Annotated in this window: 19 protein-coding genes and 1 tRNA gene; 13 read left to right on the plus strand and 7 right to left on the minus strand. The window is 72.3% G+C overall.

The window, feature by feature from the left end:
* Window positions 1–64: 64 nt before the first annotated feature.
* Window positions 65–1,339, minus strand: coding sequence for a M6 family metalloprotease domain-containing protein (locus tag RM572_RS03275; RefSeq protein WP_311671716.1), 1,275 nt, complete (start codon window positions 1,337–1,339; stop codon window positions 65–67).
* Window positions 1,340–1,601: 262 nt separating this feature from the next.
* Between RM572_RS03275 and RM572_RS03280 the strand changes: the two genes are divergently transcribed.
* Window positions 1,602–3,488: a putative bifunctional diguanylate cyclase/phosphodiesterase gene (locus RM572_RS03280; protein ID WP_394813500.1), complete on the plus strand. Its 1,887-nt coding sequence runs from the start codon at window positions 1,602–1,604 to the stop codon at window positions 3,486–3,488.
* 113 nt (window positions 3,489–3,601) lie between these two features.
* Window positions 3,602–4,447 carry a pentapeptide repeat-containing protein gene (locus tag RM572_RS03285; RefSeq protein ID WP_311671717.1) on the plus strand — a complete coding sequence of 282 codons (846 nt, stop codon included), beginning with the start codon at window positions 3,602–3,604 and terminating at the stop codon, window positions 4,445–4,447.
* Between the two features lie 36 nt (window positions 4,448–4,483).
* Here the strand turns inward: RM572_RS03285 and RM572_RS03290 are convergent, their stop codons facing one another.
* The 3 genes from RM572_RS03290 to RM572_RS03300 all read right to left on the minus strand — a co-directional run bounded on the left by RM572_RS03290 (window position 4,484) and on the right by RM572_RS03300 (window position 7,662).
* Window positions 4,484–5,572 carry an LLM class flavin-dependent oxidoreductase gene (locus RM572_RS03290; protein WP_311671718.1) on the minus strand — a complete coding sequence of 363 codons (1,089 nt, stop codon included), beginning with the start codon at window positions 5,570–5,572 and terminating at the stop codon, window positions 4,484–4,486.
* A 174-nt stretch (window positions 5,573–5,746) separates the two neighbouring features.
* Entirely contained in the window at window positions 5,747–6,472 is a 726-nt protein-coding gene (locus tag RM572_RS03295; protein ID WP_311671719.1) for a maleate cis-trans isomerase family protein, read from the minus strand.
* A 185-nt stretch (window positions 6,473–6,657) separates the two neighbouring features.
* Window positions 6,658–7,662 (minus strand): maleate cis-trans isomerase family protein, encoded by a 1,005-nt coding sequence (locus tag RM572_RS03300; protein WP_311671720.1) that lies wholly within the window; start codon window positions 7,660–7,662, stop codon window positions 6,658–6,660.
* A gap of 248 nt (window positions 7,663–7,910) precedes the next feature.
* On the opposite strand from RM572_RS03300, the gene RM572_RS03305 reads away from it, so the two are divergent.
* Both RM572_RS03305 and RM572_RS03310 read left to right on the plus strand, forming a co-directional pair.
* Window positions 7,911–8,873, plus strand: a complete 963-nt coding sequence (locus RM572_RS03305) for a D-2-hydroxyacid dehydrogenase (protein ID WP_311671721.1) — start codon at window positions 7,911–7,913, stop codon at window positions 8,871–8,873.
* 43 nt (window positions 8,874–8,916) lie between these two features.
* Window positions 8,917–10,323, plus strand: coding sequence for an amidase (locus RM572_RS03310; RefSeq protein ID WP_311671722.1), 1,407 nt, complete (start codon window positions 8,917–8,919; stop codon window positions 10,321–10,323).
* Window positions 10,324–10,473: 150 nt separating this feature from the next.
* On the opposite strand, the gene RM572_RS03315 is transcribed toward RM572_RS03310, so the two are convergent.
* Window positions 10,474–10,974 carry a DUF3830 family protein gene (locus RM572_RS03315; RefSeq protein WP_311671723.1) on the minus strand — a complete coding sequence of 167 codons (501 nt, stop codon included), beginning with the start codon at window positions 10,972–10,974 and terminating at the stop codon, window positions 10,474–10,476.
* A 210-nt stretch (window positions 10,975–11,184) separates the two neighbouring features.
* On the opposite strand from RM572_RS03315, the gene ehuB reads away from it, so the two are divergent.
* The 9 genes from ehuB to RM572_RS03360 all read left to right on the plus strand — a co-directional run bounded on the left by ehuB (window position 11,185) and on the right by RM572_RS03360 (window position 19,242).
* A complete protein-coding gene (gene ehuB / locus RM572_RS03320; RefSeq protein ID WP_311671724.1) occupies window positions 11,185–12,099 on the plus strand; it encodes an ectoine/hydroxyectoine ABC transporter substrate-binding protein EhuB in 915 nt (304 codons plus the stop codon).
* A gap of 2 nt (window positions 12,100–12,101) precedes the next feature.
* A complete protein-coding gene (gene ehuC / locus RM572_RS03325; protein ID WP_027763528.1) occupies window positions 12,102–12,845 on the plus strand; it encodes an ectoine/hydroxyectoine ABC transporter permease subunit EhuC in 744 nt (247 codons plus the stop codon).
* Window positions 12,842–13,495: an ectoine/hydroxyectoine ABC transporter permease subunit EhuD gene (gene ehuD, locus RM572_RS03330; RefSeq protein WP_027763527.1), complete on the plus strand. Its 654-nt coding sequence runs from the start codon at window positions 12,842–12,844 to the stop codon at window positions 13,493–13,495. The genes ehuC and ehuD overlap by 4 nt, the downstream gene beginning before the upstream one ends.
* 34 nt (window positions 13,496–13,529) lie before the next feature.
* Window positions 13,530–14,300, plus strand: coding sequence for an ectoine/hydroxyectoine ABC transporter ATP-binding protein EhuA (ehuA, locus tag RM572_RS03335; RefSeq protein ID WP_394813501.1), 771 nt, complete (start codon window positions 13,530–13,532; stop codon window positions 14,298–14,300).
* Window positions 14,301–14,531: 231 nt separating this feature from the next.
* Window positions 14,532–15,290, plus strand: a complete 759-nt coding sequence (locus tag RM572_RS03340) for an IclR family transcriptional regulator (protein WP_136183996.1) — start codon at window positions 14,532–14,534, stop codon at window positions 15,288–15,290.
* A gap of 80 nt (window positions 15,291–15,370) precedes the next feature.
* Window positions 15,371–15,444 (plus strand) — tRNA-Lys (locus tag RM572_RS03345).
* 218 nt (window positions 15,445–15,662) lie between these two features.
* Window positions 15,663–16,367, plus strand: a complete 705-nt coding sequence (locus tag RM572_RS03350; RefSeq protein WP_311671726.1) for a GAF and ANTAR domain-containing protein — start codon at window positions 15,663–15,665, stop codon at window positions 16,365–16,367.
* Between the two features lie 795 nt (window positions 16,368–17,162).
* Complete coding sequence (locus RM572_RS03355; protein ID WP_311671727.1) at window positions 17,163–17,648, plus strand: ANTAR domain-containing protein; 486 nt, start codon at window positions 17,163–17,165, stop codon at window positions 17,646–17,648.
* A 217-nt stretch (window positions 17,649–17,865) separates the two neighbouring features.
* Window positions 17,866–19,242: an N-acetylmuramoyl-L-alanine amidase gene (locus tag RM572_RS03360; protein ID WP_311671728.1), complete on the plus strand. Its 1,377-nt coding sequence runs from the start codon at window positions 17,866–17,868 to the stop codon at window positions 19,240–19,242.
* A gap of 78 nt (window positions 19,243–19,320) precedes the next feature.
* On the opposite strand, the gene RM572_RS03365 is transcribed toward RM572_RS03360, so the two are convergent.
* Window positions 19,321–20,328, minus strand: coding sequence for a helix-turn-helix domain-containing protein (locus RM572_RS03365; protein WP_311671729.1), 1,008 nt, complete (start codon window positions 20,326–20,328; stop codon window positions 19,321–19,323).
* Window positions 20,329–20,467: 139 nt separating this feature from the next.
* Window positions 20,468–21,040 carry a GNAT family N-acetyltransferase gene (locus RM572_RS03370; protein ID WP_311671730.1) on the minus strand — a complete coding sequence of 191 codons (573 nt, stop codon included), beginning with the start codon at window positions 21,038–21,040 and terminating at the stop codon, window positions 20,468–20,470.
* Between the last annotated feature and the right edge of the window lie 285 nt (window positions 21,041–21,325).

The raw sequence follows: 21,325 nt of genomic DNA on the forward strand, positions 1-21,325 counted from the left end.
GGGCCTTCGACGTGTCCGGCGGGGATCGGTCGGGCCGGCGGGCGTCCGTCGGAGCCGGCCGGGGTCACCGGGTCGCCGCGGGACCCCGGGTGATCTGCACGGACCAGCCGCCGTCCGCGGCGCCCCGGTCCGCGACGCGGACGCGGATGCCGCCCGCCTCCTCCAACACGATCTGCTCGCCGAGGCCGAGCGGCGCGTCCGCCAGCGGCGGGTAGACCGAGCTGCGTCGGCACGCCGAACTCTTCGGGTGGCCGTCGATCACCTCCACCGGCCCCTCCGCCGAGTCGGCGTCGGAACGTACCCGGTAGAGCAGCACCCCGCTGGTGCACACCCCGATGTCGTTGCCGACGGGGGCCCGCGCCTCGACGGCCAGCACCTCGTGCGGTCCGGTGCGCACCACCAGGAGGCGGGTGTCGCGGCGCAGCAGGAAGCCCGGGTCGAGCGGCGCCCCGAGCGCGCGCAGCGTGTGCCGGGTGGTGCCGGTGTCGTCCGCCACGCAGGCGACGTTCCGCTTCCCGAGCCAGCCGAGCTTCCACTTGTGCCAGCCGAGGAGGTCCGGGGCGAGTCCGAACTGGCTGCCCATGACGTCCCAGTCGCCGACGAACGTGTCCCAGTCGGCGCCGCCGTCGACCGGCCGGTGGTAGAGGTCCGGCAGGTCGAAGAGGTGGCCGGTCTCGTGGGCGAGGACGTACCGGTCGGGCGGGTGGCGTTCGAAGACGGTGACGACGCGCTCCACCTCGTGGCCGTCCAGGACGGCCGGCTCCTCGAAGTTGACGACCTTGGTCGCGTCGGAGTTCACGCCGGGCGCGTCCGGGTCGGCGACGAGGTAGACCACGTCGTAGTCGGAGAAGTCGACGTGCGGGTCGGCGGCGCTCAGGGCGTCGTGCAGGTAGGCGCCGCGCAGCACCGGGTCCCAGTCGCGCTGTATGCCGTAGGAAGTGGAGGTGGCGGGCATGTCGATCCAGCGCTTCCGCGGGTGCACCTCGAGGGAGAAGGTGTCGTAGGAGGCGCGGGCGAAGAAGTCCGAGGTCATCGGGAAGTGGTCGCGCACCAGCGCGCCGGGGTTCATCATCGGCTCCCAGTCCGGGAAGGACAGGAAGAGCATCAGGGCGTCCGCCCGGCGGTCCGGACGGGGATAGGCGGAGTCCCAGCCGTCGACCCCCTCCGTGTGGTGGGCCTCGGTGCGCGGGAGGACGCATTCCCCGGGCGCGGCTACGGCCGTGGCCGGGCCGGCGACCAGCGCGGTGCCGATGATCGCGGCCAGGGACGTGAGCACGGACGAGGTGCGGCGCAGCAACGGCCGGCCCTCCACCCGCTCACGTCTCCACGGAACCGCCACGTACGACCTCCTGGACGAGCCATTTCGGTCCCGTCCAGCATGTCCCGCTTCGTCCCGTACGTCGCCTACCGTTAGTCCGATCGGGTTATCCCCGTGTCGGACACCGTGTGTGATGTTCTGCCCAGCCCTCGCCCTCCCGGGCGAAGCGCCGCAGGTACGCCGTTCGGGGACCGCTCGTCCGCGCGGGCGTACGCCCGCGAGGCGCACGCCGCGCCTCGTGCGCCTCCGCGCCGCTGCTGGCTCGGCCGCTCGGACAGCCTCTATGATCGGCACATTTCCAGCGCGGACCGGCCGCCAGGTGGACCAGGGCAGTCACCCGACCGGCGCCGCACGCGACGAGTCCCGTGGGGAGCGATCGGTGAACGGACCCTCCGGCGGACCGGACGATGACGCCGCGGCCGCCTCGACGACTCCCCCGCAGAATCTCACGCACGGTGACCGCGATCAGCTGCCCGCCGCCCCGTGCGACAGCGACTTCCGCGCCGCCTTCAACGCCGCGCACTGCGCGATGGCGGTCGTCGACCACGAGGGCCGGGTGCGCAGCGCCAACCGCGCGCTCGGCGCCCTGCTCGGCACCGACCCGGACGCCCTCGTCGCCGCCCCGATCGCCGACCTGACCGGCATCGGCACCGACCGCCGCACCCGCAGCGCCTACCACGAGGCGCTGCGCGGCCGGACCGACCGGATGTCGTGCACCCGGCGGCTCAAGCACGCCGACGGCCACTCTCTCTGGGCCGAGATCACCGTCACACCCACCACGCCCGTCTCCGACGCGGAGGAGGGCCGGGCGCTGCTGTCGGTGGTGGACATCAGCGAGCGCCGCGCGCTCCAGAAGCGCCTGCGGCACCTCCAGATGCACGACCCCGTGACCCGGCTGCCCAACCGCGCCCTGTTCTTCGAACGCCTCTCCGCCGCGCTGCGCGAGACCGCCACCGGCCGCGTGGGCCTCTGCTACCTGGACCTGGACGGGTTCAAGGCGGTCAACGACACCCTCGGCCACCGCGTCGGCGACCGGCTGCTCGAGGCGGTGGCCCGGCGGCTGGCGAGCTGTGTGGAGAACGACGGGCATCTGGTGGCCCGGCTCGGCGGCGACGAGTTCGCCGTACTGGTGGAGAGCACCGCCGACACCGCGCAGGTGACCGGCCTCGCGCAGTCGGTGCTGCGGGCGCTCCAGCAGCCGATCGACCTGGCCGGGCAGCGGCTCGCGGTGTCCGCCAGCATCGGCGTGGTGGAGCGCGCCGCCGCCGGCACGACCGCCACCTGCCTGATGCAGGCCGCCGACACGACCCTCTACTGGGCGAAGGCCGACGGAAAGGGCCGCTGGACGCTCTTCGACCCGGAGCGCAACGCCCACCGCGTCACCCGCCAGGCGCTGTCGAGCACGCTGAGACCCGCCCTGGACCGGGGCGAGTTCGCTCTGGAGTACCAGCCGATCGTGGGGCTGGACGACGAGACGCTGCACGGCGCCGAGGCCCTCGTACGGTGGCGGCACCCGCGGTTCGGCACCCTCGGGCCGGACCGCTTCATCGGGCTCGCGGAGGAGAACGGCGCCATCGTGCCGCTCGGCCGGTGGGTGCTGGAGGCCTCCTGCCGGCAGGCGCGGCGCTGGCTCGACGACCGCCCGCACAACCCGGTCTACGTCAGCGTCAACGTGGCCGTGCGGCAGGTGTGGGACTCCGACCTGGTCGCCGACGTCGAACGCATCCTCGACGACACGGGACTTCCCCCGGGGCTGCTGCAGCTGGAGCTGACCGAGTCGGCGGTGATGGGGTCGGCCGGCCGCCCCCTCCAGGCGTTGCAGGCGCTGAGCGAGATGGGCGTGCGCATCGCGATCGACGACTTCGGCACCGGCTACTCCAACCTCGCCTACCTCAGCCGCCTCCCGGTACGCGCGCTGAAGCTGGACGGCACGTTCGTCCGCGGCTTCCGCACCGCCCGGCACGAGAACCCCGCGGACGAGACCATCGTGGCCGCGCTCGTCCAGCTCGCGCACGAGCTGGGGCTGACGGTCACCGCAGAGTGCGTCGAGGGGCGTGAGCAGGCAGAGCGGCTGCGCGGCATCGGCTGCGACACGGGGCAGGGCTACTACTACGCCCGGCCCATGCCCGCGCCCTCCCTCACCGCCTGGCTCTCCCGCGCCTCCACCTGACGCCGGGCCCGGCCGACGACACCCCGGCCCGTCCGGCTCCCGCACGACGGGTCCGCCGCCGCGCGGGAAAACCGGGTGAACGGGAGCCGGCGCCGGTGCGAGGATGCCGCACCGTGACACCCGACGCCGCACCCGAGCCCGCCCCCGCTCGCGAGACGCTGCGCGCGGACTGCGCGCGCTGCTTCGCCCTGTGCTGCGTGGCGCTGCCCTTCGCCGCCTCGTCCGACTTCCCCGTCGACAAGCCGACCGGGACGCCCTGCGCCAACCTCCGCGACGGCTTCGGCTGCGGCATCCACTCCGGCCTCCGCGCACGCGGCTGGGCCGGCTGCGCCGTCTACGACTGCCTCGGCGCCGGACAGAAGGTGTCACAGACCACGTACGGGGGCCGCGACTGGCGGCGGAACCACGGCCTGGCGCGGGAGATGTTCGCCGTGTTCCCGGTGGTGCGGCAGCTCCACGAGCTGCTGCGGTACCTGACCGAGGCGGTCGGGCTCGCCCGGAAGGGCGACCTTCGGGACGCGCTGGGCGAGGCGCTGGCCCGCGTCGACCGGCTGAGCCGTGGACGCCCGGACGAGCTGCTGGCCCTCGACGTGGGCGGCGTGCGCGCCGAGGTCAACCCGCTGCTGTCGGCGACCGGCGCGCAGGTGCGCACGACCGCCGTGCCCGGGAGCCGGGGCGGCGCGGACCACCGGGGAGCCGACCTGTTCGGGGCGCGCCTCCGGGGCGCGGACCTGCGGGCTGCGAACCTGCGGGGCGCCTGCCTGGTCGCCGCGGACCTGCGCCGGGCCGACCTGCGCACGGCCGACGTCACCGGCGCCGACCTGCGCGACGCGGACCTGCGGGGCGCGGACCTCACCGGCGTGCTGTTCCTGCTTCCGTCGCAGCTGGACGCCGCGCGCGGCGACGCGGCGACCCGGCTCCCGGACCGGCTCGCCCGGCCGGCGCACTGGCCCGGCTGAGCAGACGGTTCGCCGCGCGCGGGGCGGTCGCGGACGTCAGAGGAACGGCAGGTCGTACGCGTCGGCGATCAGGGCGTAGCTGCGGACCCGGGCGTCGGGCGTGTGCGCGTTGGCCGTCAGCATCAGTTCGTCCGCGCCGGTGCGCTTGGCCAGCGCGTCGAGCCCGTCCCGTACGGCGTCCGGGGTGCCGTGCACCACGTTCGCCAGCCACCCGTCGACGAAGTCCTGCTCCGCCGGGCCGAACGGGTACGCCGCGGCCTCCTCGGGCGTGGGGACGAGTCCGGGCCGTCCGGTGCGCAGCCGCAGCATCGCCAGTGCGCCGGTCATGACCTGGCGCCGTGCCGCCTCCTCGTCGTCCGCCGCGAGCGCGGACACGCCGATCAGCGCGTACGGCTCGGACAGCGCCTCCGAGGGACGGAAGGTCTCCCGGTACAGGGCGAGGGCAGGCTGCGTCTGGGCGGCGGAGAAGTGGTGGGCGAAGGCGAACGGCAGGCCCAGCTCCCCGGCGAGGCGGGCGCTGAAGCCGGAGGAGCCGAGCAGCCAGATCGGCGGACGCGACCCGTCGCCGCCCTGGACCGGCCCCGGCACGGCGTGCACGCGGCCGTGGTAGCGGTGCGCGGGCGGGAAGTCGTCGTCGAGGAACCGGGTCAGTTCCCGTAGTTGCTGCGGGAACTCGTCGGCGTCCGGGCGCGGCTGGTCCGTGCGGCGCAGTGCGGAGGCGGTGAGCCCGTCGGTTCCGGGAGCGCGGCCCAGGCCCAGGTCCACGCGGCCGGGTGCGAGGGCCTCCAGCGTGCCGAACTGTTCAGCGACGGCGAGCGGGGCGTGGTTGGGGAGCATCACGCCTCCGGAGCCGAGCCGGATGCGGTCGGTGTGGGCGGCGAGGTGCGCCAGGATCACGGCCGGCGCGGTGCTGGCGACGCCCGGCATGGAGTGGTGCTCGGCCACCCAGTGGCGGGTGAAACCGCGGGACTCCGCGAGGCGGGCGAGGCGGACGGAGGTGCGGAAGGCGTCGGTCGGGGTGTGTCCGGCGCCGACGGTGGCCAGGTCGAGGACGGAGAGGGGGACGGGCGCGGTGCCCCTCGCCTCGCCGCGTATCGCGTCGCTGTTCGCCGCCGGTTCACTCACGGGTGGGGCTCGCCTTCTCGTTCGGTAGCGCCTTCGTGAGACGGCAACCGTCCGCCGGGCTGCGTCATTCCCGCGCCGGTGCCGGTGAGGCGTCGGCGGCGGGCGCCGGGCCGGCCTGCTTCCCGGGCGTGGGGCGGCTCCCGGAGGAGCCGTCCCCCACCCGGGGCGGCGGGGCTACGCCCCGAAGAGGCGGCCCAGCGACGGGCAGGTGACCGTGCGGTCGAGGAGGCGGAGCCCTTCCCAGACGGTGACCTGGTTGGCGGTGAGGACCGGCTTGCCGAGGACGGCCTCGATCTCCGGAATCCACGCCGCCGTGTGCAGCGCCGTGTCCGGCAGCAGGACGGCCTGCGCGTCGGGGTGGTCGCCCCCGCGGGCGAGGGCGAGCACCTCCTCCTTGCCCCAGGTGCCGACCTCGGCCGCGGTGATGATGCCGCTGCCGCACATCGACACCACCTCCGCGCCGGCCGACTTGAGGAACGCGGTGAAGAGTTCCGCGACGTCCTCCGGGTAGGTCGCCGCGATCGCGACGCGCTCGGCGCGGAGCGCCTGGACGGCGCGGGCGAAGGCGAACGAGGTGCTGGAGGCGGGCAGGCCGGCCGTGGTGGACAGCTCGCGCACCTGCTCGTGCGCGCCCTCCCAGCCGAAGACGAAGCTGGCGCTGGTGCAGGACCAGACGACGGCCTCGACGTCGTGCCGTTTGACCTCCGCCACGCGGTCGGCGAGCCGGTGGGCGGAGCCCATCTCCAGCAGCGCGTCGACCCGGTGGGCGTCCTCGCCGATGTCGGTGTGCACGAGGGGCAGGCGCACGTCGGCGCCCGCGTCGTTCAGGATGCCCTCCAGTCGCGGGTAGTCGTCCTCCGCCGAGTGGCCGGGGTAGAGGAACCCCACAGCGTTCGCCATCTACGCCTCCTTCGTCTCTTTCGTTCGTTCGTTGCTCTGCCGGAGTTCGGCCGGAGCTCCGCCGGAGACCCGCCGGTACTGCGCCGGGCCTGCCGCCGTGTCCGTACCTTCATGGAGGTGCCGGGCCCTCGCAGGACCCGGCACGCCGTCCGTCGCAGCCTTCGTCGCGCTTCGCCGGACAGGCCCTAGACGGGAGGCTGCGGGCCTCTGCCCCACTCGTCGTACCAGGGCTGTGCCTCGGCCTCGTGGCCGTCGAGCACCGGGTCGGCCGGGGAGGGCGCGGCGGCGGTCGCGGGCGAGGGCAGTACCGGCTCGGCCGGTTCCTCCTCCGTCACGGCCGCCCCCGGCAGCTCTTCGGCGACCGGCTCGAACACGGTCTCCCGGACGACGGGATCGCCCTCCGCGACCGCGGGCTCGGCCGCGGTCGGCGTCATCGCCGCCGGGCCACGTCGGGCCACCGGGTCCAGCAGTGCCTGGTAGGCGCCCACGGCGTCCTTGCCGATGCGGCGCAGCGCGGCCCAGACGGTCACCTGGTTCGCGGAGACCACCGGCATCCGCAGCTCCGCTTCGAGCTGCGGGATGACGTCGTAGGTGGGCAGGTTGGTGCAGCTGATGAAGAGTGCGTCGGGCTGGTCGTCGGCGACCGCCTCGCGGGCCATGCCGACCACGTCCCGGTAGGGGACGCGCCAGATCTCGCGGGTGAGGCCGAGGTAGCTGCGGCCGGTGACCGCGATGCCGGCTTCGCCGAGGAAGTCCTCCAGCGAGTCGGTGACCGACTTGGTGTACGGGGTGACGACGGCGACGCGGCGCACGCCGAGCTCCTCCAGCGCTTCCAGCAGCGCACCGGAGGTGGTGAGGGCGGGCGCCTCGCCCGCGCTCTCCATCGCGACGCTCATCGCGCGTTCTCCTGCCGTGCCGCCGACGAAGCTGCCGGACGTGCAGGCATAGGCCAGCACCTCGGGGGCCACGGCGCCGAGGGCGTTGACGGCCTCGCGCAGCGTCTCGTGCTCGCTGACGAGCCGGGCCAGGTCGAGGCTGACCTCGACGGGGACGAACGGGGTCCGCGTCAGGTGCAGCGACACGTCGTCCGGCACCCAGCGCCACAACTCGCGGTCCAGCGCGAAGTCGAAGGGTGCCACGATTCCGACGCCGCGCTGCGGCTGCGGTCCACCGAGGAAGGAGACATCCATTTACACGAGCCCCAAACAGACGAAGGGGTGGCGGACATGCCAAGAGGATGGGGAAAGAAAAAGGAAAACCGGCCGGGCCGGGACGCCGGGACAGATGCCTTCATTGACGAAGGTAGAGCCCGCTACCTACCGTGGTCAATCCTTCCCGGTGGGCTGCCTCGCGGCTCTTCGTCACACTCCCTTCCACCCCTGCCCGGCGCACCGCACGGCACTCTCCGGCCACCCTCCTCCGATTGGTTGACGCCTGTATGTCCGACACCTGCGTACTGGTCCTGGACACCGATCCGCTGCCCGACCTCGACCGCCTCTCGGGCCGCGCGAGGGTGGTGCACGCGGACGAGAAATCCCTGGCAGAACGGCTGCCGGAGGCGGATGTGCTGCTCGTGTGGGACTTCCTGTCGGACGCCGTGCGGGAGGCGTGGCCGGGTGGTGGACCTCGCCCGCGCTGGGTCCACACGCCGTCCGCCGGGGTGGACCGGCTGCTGCCCGAGCTGGCGGATTCGGACACCGTCCTCACCAACGCACGCGGCGTATTCGACCAGCCCATTGCCGAATACGTGACCGGCCTCGTCGTGGCCATGGCCAAGGATTTCCGCGGGAGCTGGGAATTGCAGCGCGAGCGGCGGTGGCGGCACCGTGAGACATTCCGCGTCGGCGGCACCCGGGCGGTGGTGGTCGGTTCGGGCCCGATCGGCCGGAAAATCGGCCGCACGCTTATGGCACTCGGTGTCACGGTGGATCTCGTGGGGCGCACGGAGCGGGAGGGAGATCCGGACTTCGGCCGCGTCCACGGCATCGACGGCATGAACACCCTTCTGGCCGGGGCCGACTGGGTGGTGTGCGTCGCTCCGCTGACCGAGTCCTCGCGCGGCATGTTCGACGCGGCGGCGTTCTCCCGGATGAAGCCGGGGGCGCACTTCATCAACGTGGGCCGCGGTCAGCACGTGGTGGAGGCGGACCTGCTGGAGGCGCTGCACGGGGGGCGCATCGCCGGGGCGGCGCTCGACGTGTTCCACACCGAGCCGCTGCCGGAGGACAGCCCGCTGTGGGAGGCGCCCGGCCTGTGGATCTCCCCGCACATGAGCGGCGACACCGTCGGCTGGCGGAACGACCTGGCCGTGCAGTTCCTGGACAACTTCGACCGCTGGTACGCCGGCGAGCCGCTGCACAACGTCGTGGACAAGGGCCTCGGCTATGTCCCCGCGACCTGACCCGTCCCACCGTCCCGTCCCTCATGGCACTCAGGAGGCCGCGTTGTCCGATCTCACCGCCCTGACCGCGTCCCGGCTCGTCGCCGGGTACGCCGCCGGCGACTTCTCGCCCGTCGAGGTCACCCGTGCCGCGCTGGAGCACGCCGAGGCCGCGCAGCCGCGGCTCAACGCGTTCGTCCGCCTGCTGGGCGAGACCGCGCTGGAGGAGGCGCGGGCCAGCGAGGACCGGTGGCGCCGCGGCGAACCGGCCGGGCTGGTCGACGGGGTGCCGGTGACGGTCAAGGACATCCTGCTGCAGCGCGGCGTCCCCACCTTCAAGGGCTCGTGGTCCGTGGGTGAGGACTCCCGGCCGTGGGACGAGGACGCCCCCTCGGTGGCGCGGCTGCGGGAGCACGGCGCCGTCTTCCTGGCCCGCACCACCACGCCGGAGTTCGGCTGGAAGGGTGTGACGGACAGCCCGCGGCACGGCGCGACCGGCAACCCGTACGACCCGGAGCGCACGGCGGGCGGGTCCAGCGGCGGCAGTGCGGCCGCGGTGGCGGTCGGCGCCGGGCCGCTGAGCCTGGGCACGGACGCGGGCGGCTCGGTGCGCATCCCGGCGTCGTTCACCGGCACCTTCGCGCTGAAGCCGACGTACGGCCGGGTGCCGATGTACCCGGCGAGCGCGTTCGGCACGCTGGCGCACGTCGGCCCCATGACGCGGGACGCGGAGGACGCGGCGCTGCTGATGGACGTGATCAGCGGCCCGGACGCGCGGGACTGGTCGCAGCTCGGCCCGGTCGCGGGCAGCTTCCGCGACGGCCTGGCGGGCGGGGTGGCGGGCCTGCGGATCGCCTACTCCCCCAGCTTCGGCGGGCAGGTGGACGTGGACCCGGAGGTGGCCGCCGCCGTGCGGCGCGGCGTGGAGCTGCTCACGGACCTGGGCGCGGACGTGGTGGAGGCGGACCCGGGCTTCACGGACCCGGTGGAGTCCTTCCACGTGCTGTGGTTCTCCGGCGCGGCGCGCACCACGCAGTTCTTCACCGACGCGGAACGGGAGCGGATGGACCCGGGCCTGCGGGAGGTCAGCGAGCTGGGGGCGCGGATGAGCGCGCTGGACTACCTCGCCGCCGTGGACGAGCGGATGGCGCTGGGCCGGCACATGGGCCGCTTCCACGAGGAGTACGACCTGCTGGTGACGCCGACCATGCCGATCACGGCGTTCGGCAACGGGGTGGAGGTGCCGGCCGGATCGGGGAACCCGCGCTGGACGGGCTGGACGCCCTTCACCTACCCGTTCAACCTCACCCAGCAGGCGGCGTGCTCGCTGCCCTGCGGGGTGGACGGCGACGGGATGCCGATCGGCCTCCAGATCGTGGGCCCCCGGCACGGGGACGCGCTGGTGCTGCGGGCGGCGCACGCGCTGTACGGCGCGGGCGTGGCCTCCGGCGTACGGCCTCCCGCGGCCTGACGCCCGGACACCCGGGGCCCGGCCCGGCCGCCTCCGGCCTCGGACCCCGCGGCCTCGGACACGGACGGCACGCCCTCGGGTACGCCTACGGCCCCCCGCCTCCGGGCGGGGGGCCGTACGTGCCTGTGCGGGGCGCGGGTCAGACGTGGGTCAGGCGCGGCGGAAGTTGAGCGTCTCGCCGAGCGCGCCGGCCCGCCACAGGTCCTGGCAGGCGTCGGCCATCCGGTCGAGGCCGTCCACGACCGCCCCCCACACGATGCCGGGCACCCACCCCGCGTCACCGTTGATCAGCAGGTTGTTGCGCTCGTAGAACAGCGCGAGGTCCACGACGGTGGTGCGTCCCTGGTGCTTGGCCTCGGTCTCGTAGCCGTAGGACTTCGTGCCCAACTGCGTGTCGGTGAAGGTGAAGTAGCACAGGTCGCCGGGGATGGGCGTGATGGTGGGATTCTCCAGCGGGGGTTCCTCCGGGGCGAACGGCGGGATGAGGGCGTAGATCTCGTTGCGCGCGTACTTGGCGTGGTACACGTCGCCGCCGAGGGGCAGCGCGTTCCACACCGCGTCACAGGTGATCGGCGCGCGATCGTCGAGGAGCCTGGCCGTGCAGCTCACCCCTCGCTTGTCCAGGGACACTTCGATGAAGCGGTCCGGCATGCTGCCTCCCTCTCACGTTCTGGCCCGGTGCGGTACCCCGGGGCGGTGCCGACGGGTGACCCCGCCGTCGTGTCGGGCGGGGATCTTCTCCCTGCCCGTCAATACTGGCGCGACCTGTCAATACCGGCGCCGTCGTCAAGCCCACAACGGTGTCATCAAGGGCTGGAAACGATCTGCATGCTTTACCTCAGCTTGGGTAGCCGCGCGCCCATGGCTCCACCACTCAGGGCGAGAACGCCATTCGAAGGAAAAGGTATCGGCCGTCGCTCACTCCTTGCAGGAGCGGCGGCGTTCGGTGCGTTCGGCGCGGCGGGGTGCACCATCGCACCGCCGCAGGGAAAGGTCGAAGGGGGCGACCTGCTCAAGCGCCTGCAGGACAAGGGCGTGGTCCGGCTCGGCATCGCCAGCGAGCCGCCGTACGGCTTCGTCAACAAGGAGGGCGAGGCCACGGGTGAGGCTCCCGCCATCGCCAAGTACATCTTCGAGAAGCTGGGCGTGCCGGAGACCCAGGCCGTCCCGGTCGAGTTCAGCGCGCTGATCCCCGGGCTGAAGGCCCAGCAGTTCGACACGGTCGCGGCGGGCATGTACATCAACCCGGTCCGCTGTGAGCAGGTGCTCTTCGCGGACCCCGACTACATCATGCTCGACTCCTTCATCGTGCCGAAGGGCAATCCGAAGGGCATCAAGACCTACAAGGAGATCGCCGAGCAGGGGCTGAAGCTCGCCACCGGTGAGGCGTACGCCGAGATCGACTACGCGCTGGGCAACGGCGTGAAGGAGAGCGACCTGCTCATCCTTCCCGACCAGGTGGCCGGCGTGAGCGCGGTCAGCTCCGGCCGGGTCGCCGCGTTCGCCGGCACCAACATCACGGTGACGCGGGCGGTGAAGGGCTCCGACCGCGTCGAGGCGACCGACGCCTTCCAGCCGTACGTCGACGGAGAGCCGATGTACGGCGCGGGCGGCTTCGCCTTCCGCCTGTCGGAGAAGAACCTGCGTGACGCCTTCAACGAGGAGCTGCTGAAGGTCAAGGCGGACGACTACGCCGGTCTGCTCAAGCTGATGAGCCCCTTCGGCTTCACGAAGGACGAGATGACCGATCTGACGGCGAAGGAGCTGTGCTCCTGATGATGACCTCAGGCATGTTCACGACCTGGTTCCTGCCAGGCATCTGGATCACCATCCAGGTACTCCTGTACAGCGCGGCGCTGGCCGCCGTGGTGTCGTTCGTCGTCGGCATCCTGCGCACCTCGGACGTGTGGATCGTCCGCTTCCTCTCCGGCGCCTACTTCGAGATCTTCCGCGGGACCTCGGCGCTGGTGATGATGTTCTGGATGGTCTTCGCGGTGCCCACACTGCTGAACCTCCAGTTCGTGCCGATGTTCGCGGGCGTGCTCGCGCTGGGCCTCACCTACGGGGCCTACGGCTCGGAGATCGTGCGCGGCGCCCTCGCCGCGGTGGCACCTGCTCAGCGCGAGGCGGGGATCGCACTGAGCTTCACCAAGATGCAGCGGCTGCGGCGGGTCGAGATCCCGCAGGCCTGGCCCGAGATGGTGCCGCCGTTCAACAACCTGCTGATCGAACTGCTCAAGGGCACGGCGCTGGTCTCCACCATCACCGTCGCCGACATGCTGTTCGCGGCGAACCTGATCAGGATCGTCGACGTGGAGAGCGCGCCGATCTACACCCTGATCCTGGTCCTGTACTTCGTCATCGCCTTCGCGCTCACCCGCGGCATGCGCGCCCTGGAGCGGCAGGCCAAGGCGGGCATCGGCCAGAAGCCGGAGAAGAAGGGCGGCCTGCTGAGCCGGCGGCTGAACCCCACCGGCATGAGCACGGAAGCCCGTAGTCACGGCGCGGGAGGCGCGGCATGAACGAGGCATGGGACTGGAGTGTCGTCGAGGAGTTCATGCCTCGCTTCTGGGACGGTGTGATCGTCACCTTCCAGGCGCTGCTGCTGGGCTCGCTCATCGCGTTCACGCTCGGCCTGGTCTGGGCCATCGCGCAGCGCTCCGAGAAGGTCTGGATCAGCTGGCCGGTGACGGCGTTCACGGAGTTCATCCGGAACACGCCGCTGCTGGTGCAGCTGTTCTTCCTGTTCTACGTGGTGCCCGAGTGGGGTCCTGCGATGTCGCCGCTCACCACCGGTGTGATCGGCCTCGGCCTGCACTACTCCACGTACACGGCCGAGGTCTACCGCGCCGGCATCAACGGTGTGCCGGTCGGCCAGTGGGAGGCCGCCACCGCGCTGAGTCTGCCGAAGGTCCGCACCTGGACGTCGGTGATCCTGCCGCAGGCCATCCGCCGGGTCGTGCCCGCACTGGGCAACTACGTGGTGTCCATGCTGAAGGACTCGCCGCAGATCGCGGTCATCGGCGCCTTCGAGATGTTCGGAGAGGCGTCGGCCTTCAGCAACGAGACCTTCACCACGGAGGCCATCACCGTCGTCGGTATCGCGTTCATCGTCATCGCGTACCCGGCATCCGTTCTTCTTCGAGCTCTGGAGCGTCGTCTTGTCCAGTGACCACACCCCTTCGAAAGCCACCACGAACCCGTCCGTGGACGGAAGCGAGCTCATCCGCTTCGACGGCGTGACCAAGCGCTTCGGGAGCAACGTCGTCCTGGACAACCTGGACTTCACCGTCTCCTCCGGCAAGCACGTCACGCTGATCGGCCCCTCGGGATCGGGCAAGACCACGATCCTGAGACTGCTGATGACCCTGCTCAAGCCGGACGACGGCACCATCAAGGTCGCCGGCGACTACCTCACGCACGAGCAGAAGGGCGGCCAGCTCGTCCCGGCGGGCGAGAAGCACGTCCGCGAGGTGCGCAAGAAGATCGGCATGGTCTTCCAGCAGTTCAACCTGTTCCCCAACATGAAGGTGCTCCGCAACATCACCGAGGCGCCGGTGCACGTCCTGGGCATGTCCAAGGACGAGGCGGAGCAGCGCGCCCGCGAGCTGCTGGAACTGGTCGGGCTCACCGAGCACATCGACAAGTACCCCACGCAGCTCTCCGGCGGTCAGCAGCAGCGCGTGGCCATCGCCCGCGCGCTGGCGATGCGCCCGCAGGTGCTGCTGCTGGACGAGGTCACCTCGGCGCTCGACCCGGAGCTGGTGGCCGGGGTCCTGGACGTGCTGCGCGACATCGCGCACACCACGGACATCACGATGCTCGTCGTCACCCACGAGATGAACTTCGCGCGGGACATCTCCGACGACGTGCTGATGTTCGACTCCGGTCGGGTGATCGAGTCCGGCGCGCCGGAGAAGATCTTCACCGACCCGGAGCACGAGCGCACCCGCGAGTTCCTCAGCGCGGTGCTCTGACCCGCCCCGCCGGACGGCCGCGGTGCCGTGCCCCCCGGGGCGCGGCGCCGCGGCCGTCCGTTCTTTCCGGCCTTCACCGGCCCCCCATATTCCGCTTCCGTGCTGTCGGCATATGACGAAGGTGGCAACACCCCGCGCACGGACGGGTGTTGACGGTTATCGTGTACGCATGCCCGTCACCCCCCGCTTCGGCAACGCAGCGGATGGTCACTACCTTCCAGGGGGTCTTCCGTGACACTCCGGCCCGATCCGACGGCGCGCACGCACTCGGTCCAGTACGCCCTGCGCGTACTGGAGACGGTCGCCCGACATCCGGGCGGCATCGACGAGGAGCGACTCCTCCGGGACACCGGCCTGCCGCCCGGCCACCTCTCCCATCTGCTGCTGATGCTGCGTCGCGAGGGCTACCTCGAACAGGTCGAGGACGACGCGTACGTCGTCGGCGAGTCGCTGGTGCTGCTCTCCTCCGGCGGCGACCGGGAGCGGGCGCTGCGCGACCGCATCGACCGGACGCTCTCCGAGCTGCGCGACACCCTCGGCGCGGCGGTCTACCTGAGCCGCTACGCGGACGGCGAGGTGGAGATCATGCGCTGCGCCGACAGCCCGGAGACCCCGGCGGCCAACGAGTGGGTCGACTTCCGCTCGGCCGGGCACGCGACCGCGATCGGCAAATGCCTGCTGGGCCAGCTCGACCACGACGGGCGCCGGGATCACCTCTCCCGGCACCGCACCGCCCGCCTCACCTCGCGGACGATCACCGACGAGCAGTTCCTGCTGAACACCCTGGACAGACAGCCGCCCACCGTCCCCGTGCTCGACCTCCAGGAGTACGCGGTGGGCACCGTCTGCGCCGCCGTGCCCGTCACCGCCGGCACCGCCGTGGGCTGCCTCGCCCTCTCGCTCCCCGTCGAACACGCCCACCGCCTGCGCACCGCCGCCGAAACCCTCAACGAACGCGCCGCCCCCGTGATGCTCTCCCTGGCCATCTGAGGACGTAACGACACAAAGGGGGTGGGAGCCCGTGGTCACGAGCACCGCCCGGGACCAGGTAGTATTTCCTCCGTCGACACGCGCCGTTAGCTCAGTTGGTTAGAGCAGCTGACTCTTAATCAGCGGGTCCGGGGTTCGAGTCCCTGACGGCGCACAGACACCGGAGGCCCCTCGCCGAGCGAGGGGCCTCCGCCCGTTTCCGGCCGGACGGGCCGCCGGCCGCCTCACGCCCGCCTCACGCCGTCCGCCGGTGCGGCAGAGCCGCGAACGGGGCCCGGAGGTTAAATGGACGGTGAGGGGCGTCGCCCCGGTGCCGCTCCTCACCCGAGGAAGAGGCAGAGCCCGGGAGAACCACCGACGGAGAGGACGGCAGTGGACGACAGCTCGTGGAAGGACTTCGCCTCCCACCTGGCGGAACTGGCCCGGAACCTGCTGGCCCAGGAGACCGTGCAGGACACCCTCGACCTGATCGTGGACAACGCCGTGCGGCTCGTGGACGGCTGCGACTACGCCGGCATCCTCACCGTCGAGGGCGGCAGGAAGGTCCGCACCCTGGCGTCGACCCACCGGCTCGTGCGGGAGTCGGACGCGGCCCAGGGGGAGTACGCCCAGGGGCCGTGCTTCGACGCGGCCCGCAAGCGCAACGAGATCTACCGCATCAAGGACATGACGACCAACGTGGGGCGGTGGCCCCGCTACGCGCCACGGGCCCGGCAGCTCGGCATCGGCTCCATGATGGGCATCCTGCTCTACACCGAGGACGACAACCTCGGCGCGCTCGACATGTACGCGGCCGAGCCGCGCACCTTCAGCCAGGAGTCCGAGCAGGCGGGCTGGCTGCTCGCCTCGCACGCGGCGGTCGCCCTCTCCAGCGCCCGCAGCCACGCCCAGCTCGCCACGGCGCTGGAGTCGCGCAGCGAGATCGGCGAGGCCCTGGGCATCCTCATGGAGCGGTACAAGGTCTCCGAGGCCGAAGCCTTCGCGGTCCTGCGCAAGAGCTCGCAGGACCAGAACGTCAAGCTCCGGGACATCGCACGCCGGGTGACCGAGACCGGCGAGATCCCCGGCGCACGCTGACTCCCGCCCCGGCCCCTCGTGCGGGTCCGGGCGCACCGGCCGTCTCCCGGTCGGGCTCGTGGTCTCCCCACCGGCCTGCCTGCGCGCCGGCCGGTGACCGACGCCACACCCTCCGTCGCGGCCCCCGGCCGCGGGTGAGTGTTTGGGCTGTTCGGGGCGGGGCAGCGGTGTGATCAGTGCTTCAGATCGGGAGGCACACAGCGCGGGAGTTCTCCGCTTCCGTGTGACCAGGCGCGGCGCCGACGGCGCCGGGTCCGGGTCTGTGTGTCCTCTCCCGCGCTGTCCCTGTCCGGGCAGTCGATGGGAGAGGACCCCGCCGTGACCCTTGCGCCCACCCGAACCTCCGCGCAGGCGCCCTCCGGCGCCACCGCCGCGCAGCCCCCGGCGTCGGGCGCTCGCCGCACTCCGGCCGGGTACGACGCCCGGGGCGGCCCACCCTCACCCGGCTGCGCGGTGCCCGCACCCGGATCCTCCGCCCGGGTCGGGCCCTCCGCCCGGCCGCGCGTCCGTCCGGCGAAGCGATTCTGACCGGACCGGGGCGGTTTCGAGGCGCCGTGTCACGGCTACCGGGACGGCATACGCGCGAGCAACCGGTTGCCAGTGCGAAGGCGCCGGAGGTTGGGACCTCACAGCCTCCGGCGCCGCTTTGTCGTCGGGCGACTCCTCTCCTCGCCCGCCGTCCCGAGGTGCCTCCCCGCCTGCCGTCCCGCACCGCGACGTACCCCTTCCCCACCGGCCTTCCGGCGACCGCGCCCTGTCGGCGCGCGCCGGGGCCACCGTTACCGAGGACGAGGAATGAGCACCTTCGACGACACAGAGCGTGATGCCGAGGGCGGCCGGGACACCGTCGTACCGGACGGCGCGGGTCCGGCCGGAGGACCGGCGTCCGTGGACGGCGACGGGCACACCGGCGGCCACGCCGACGGCCACACCGACGGCGAGGGCCGGAACGCTCTTCGGAGCGCGGCACGCCGGGTCGCCCTGGAGGCCGAGGTCGAACGGCTGCGCGACGAGGTCGGGCAGCTCCAGCAGGCGATCGAGAGCCGCGCCGTGATCGACCAGGCGCGCGGCATGGTGATGGTCATGTGCCGCTGCACGCCGCACTCGGCGTGGGACGTACTGGTGGAGGTCTCCCAGCACACCAACACCAAGCTGCGCACCGTGGCCGGTTCCCTGGTGGCCACCACGGACGGATCGACACGGATGCCGCGGGAGTTGAGCGCCGCGCTGGCCGAGGCGCTGCGCAGACGTCGCGGCCACCGGACCCACCGGCAACGATGAGGGCCGCTCCGGGCCGTACAGCGCCCCGGCGCGGCCTTTCGTTCGAGACGCAATGTCTTGTACCTGACAGAGTCACCCCGCACCATGGCGGGGACCACCGCCTCCCGGGGCCGCGCCGACCCGTCTGCCGGTGTGCCAGTGGTCCGGCGGTCCGCGTCTCCCGGCGCACGCGGCTGCGCCGTATCCCCCCACCCGCGCCGAGAGCGGAGACGAGTCGATGACCTGGAAGGTGTTCAGACGCTCCCGAGGCACGATCCTCGGCATGGCCGTCGCGCTGTCGCTGACCACGGGCGTGCAGGCCGCGACCGCCGCCCCCGCCCCCGACGGCCCCCGCGGGCCGGCCGGGAACGCGGTGAACACCGCGTTCGCCGACGCCGCCGCCGAGTTCGACGTCCCCCGCGACCTGCTGGTGGCCGTCGGCTACGGCGAGACCCACCTGGACGGCCACGACGGCGCGCCCAGCCACGCGAACGGCTACGGCGTGATGCACCTGGTGAGCAACCCGGAGCGGCACAGCCTGGAGCGCGCCGCGAAGCTCACCGGCGAGTCCGTCGGCGACCTCAAGGACGAGACCCCGGCCAACATCCGCGGCGGCGCCGCCGTCCTCCGCGACCTCGCCGACGACCTCGGCCTGGACGCGGCCGAACGCGACGACACCGACGCGTGGTACCGCGCGGTCGCCCGCTACGGCACCGCGGACAGCGACCAGGCCGCCCGCCTGTACGCGGACGCGGTCTACGGCATCCTGTCCGACGGCCTCCGCACCTTCGTCGCCGGCGGCGAGAGGGTGCAGGTCGCGCCGCAGGACGTGGCGCCCGAGCGCGGCCGGTACGCCGAGGTGTCCCGCCTGCCGGGCATCCAGAGCGCCGACTACCCGCCGGCCCACTGGGTCGCGGCCAGCTCCAGCAACTACTCGTCCGGCCGGTCCTCCGCGATCACCCACATCGTGGTGCACGTGACGCAGGGCTCGTACGGCGGGACCATCAGCTGGTTCCAGAACCCGTCCGCCCAGGTGAGCGCCCACTACGTGATCCGTTCCTCCGACGGCGACGTCACGCAGATGGTCCGTGACGGGGACACCGCCTGGCACGCCCGCTCGGGCAACCCGTACTCCGTCGGCATCGAGCACGAGGGCTACGTCGACGACCCGTCCTGGTTCACCGACGCCATGTACCGCTCCTCCGCCGCGCTGACCAAGCACCTCGCCGACCGGTACGGCATCCCCAAGGACCGCGCGCACATCGTCGGCCACCACGAGGTCCCCGGCAACGACCACACCGACCCCGGCCCCCACTGGGACTGGAACTACTACATGTCGCTGGTCGGCGGCGGTGGCGGCGGCACCGGGACGCCCTTCCCGACCTGGGGCTCCGGCGTGAACATCCGCGAGGCCGCCACCACGGACTCCGCCGTCGTCGGCACCCTCGGCGGCCCGACCACGGTGCGCGTCGAATGCCAGGTGCGGGGCCAGATGGTCAACTACGACGGCTACAGCAACGACGCCTGGTCGTACGTGCCCGCCTACGGCGGCTACCTCTCCAACATCTTCATCGACGTCTCCGACGCCTGGTTGCCGGGCGTCCCCACCTGCTGAAGTCCCTCTCCCCAGCCGAGGGCCGCGGTCCCGTCGGGACCGCGGCCCTCGGGCGTCCGCAGAGGGCGGGAGCCGCCGTCAGGGCGGCGGGCCGTCCAGCAGCGCCCGTCCGAGCGGCGTCCTGCGGTGCAGCACGTGCGTACCGTGCCGGCTGGTCGTGAGCAGCCCCGCCTCGCGCAGCACCGACGCGTGCCGGCTGGCGGTCGACGGCGCCAAGTCCATCGCGGCGGCCAGGGCGGTCGTCGTCATCGGCCTGCCCAGCAGCTCCAGCATCCGCGCGCGCGAGGCGCCGATGAGCTGCGCGACCGGGGGCGTGGCCCGGCCCTGCCGGGTGCGCAGCAGCCAGCCGGGCGTGGGCGACAGCGGATGCACCAGCACCGGCGGCAGCTCCTCGTCCACCAGGGCGAGCGGGGTGCGGACGCAGAAGAAGCTCGGCACCAGCGTCAACGTGCGTCCGGCGAGGTGCAGTTCACGCCGCACCGGGTACGGCGCCAGCAGCGTGTCGCCGCGCGCCTGCCAGCCGGGCAGCTCGGTGTAGCTGGCGAGCAGCCCCTCCGCGCCGCCGGCGAGGGCCACTTCGCCGCGCCGCGACCGGTCGGCGGCGGCCTGCGCCCGTATCGCCGGCCCGTACGGCGCCACCGCCACCTCGTAGTACCGGCGCAGCCCCGTGCCCAGCCGGCGCAGCGCCTCCGGTTCACCGGCGGCCAGCGACCGCAGCCCGGACGGCACCGGCCCGCCGGAGTACGTGTGCAGCCGCTCCAGTTCGGCGGCGAGCCGCCGCCTCGGGGTGGACAGCACCCGCTCCACGGCCGCCTCGAAGTCGACGCCGGTCTCGCCGCGCCCGGGCGTGAGGAAGTCCGGGAAGTACGGTGCGGCCGGGCAGACGCGCATCAGGTCCTGGACGACACCGGTCAGTCCGGCCCGCTCCAGCGCCGCCCGCACCTCACGGCGCCACGGGTCGAACGTCAGCGCCGCCTGCTGGTTCTGCAGCAGATGCAGGCTGAGCACGACCTCCCACATCGGGTCCGCACCCTCGGCGACCCGCAGCCGCGCCAGCTCCCCGCGCGAGAATTCCACTTGCAGCACGACACGACACCCCCGCAGGGTCACGTCCCCGGTCGCCGGGATTCTACCGACCGCACCCCCGGCCCACCCGCCTCAACAGCCGTCCCCTCCCCGTGACGGCCCGCTGCTCACCCGGCAGACACGTTCCCGACGCACAGCGTCACGGGCCGGGACCTCGATGCGGCCCCGGCGCCTCTCGCGGTGGGGTGTCCGTCGCCAGGCGTGCGTGGGTCTCCACATCGTGGCGAACGCCGTCGTAGACGAGCTTCCCCCGCTGGAGGCCCTCGACGGCGAAGCCCGCCGCCAGTGCGACGCGGCAGGAGGCAGGGTTGTCGGTCCGGTGCCCCAACTCCAGGCGGAACAGAGCCAGTTCTGCGAAGCACCACTCCACGAGCGCCCGGCACCCCTGCGATGCCACGCGCCTCCCCCGCGCGGCAGAGGTCGTCCAGTAGGAGATCCATCCGGTGGAGTGCTCCAGATTGAGGTTGCTCACCGTGGCGCCACCCAGTGCCATGTCTTCGCCGTCGGTGACGGCGAAGCTGTACGCGGCACCGTCCAGCCACTGCTTCCGTCGCCTGCAGAGCCATTGCTCGGCGGCCTCGGTCGACGTGAGGGGAGCGTCGGCCTGGCGTTGCATCACGGGCTCTTCGAACGCCCCCAACACAGCGCGGACATCGGATGGCTGCCATGGACGCAGCCGCAGTCCACCTGGCAGGTCAAGGCGATCACGCATCCCACAATGGTGACCTCCGAGGAGACTCGACACCACTCGTTATGACTCCGGGGGCGGCGAGCGGCGTGCCCCTCACCATTGGGACACCGCCAGAAAGGCTCCCATAATTCCGGATACCACACCAAGGAAGAGAAACCCGACCCCCATGATCATGCTCATGATCTTGTTCTCGCGATCACTGCGCGCACTCTCACCCGAGAGGTTCCTCAAACTGTTGAGCAATCGCCCATTCTGTTTCCGAGAGCTCACCACGAACCGATATCCACACACACAGAAGAATATACT

Origin of the sequence: Streptomyces hazeniae (genome assembly GCF_031845485.1) — a bacterium.
In the GTDB taxonomy this organism is placed as follows: Bacteria; Actinomycetota; Actinomycetes; order Streptomycetales; family Streptomycetaceae; genus Streptomyces; species Streptomyces hazeniae.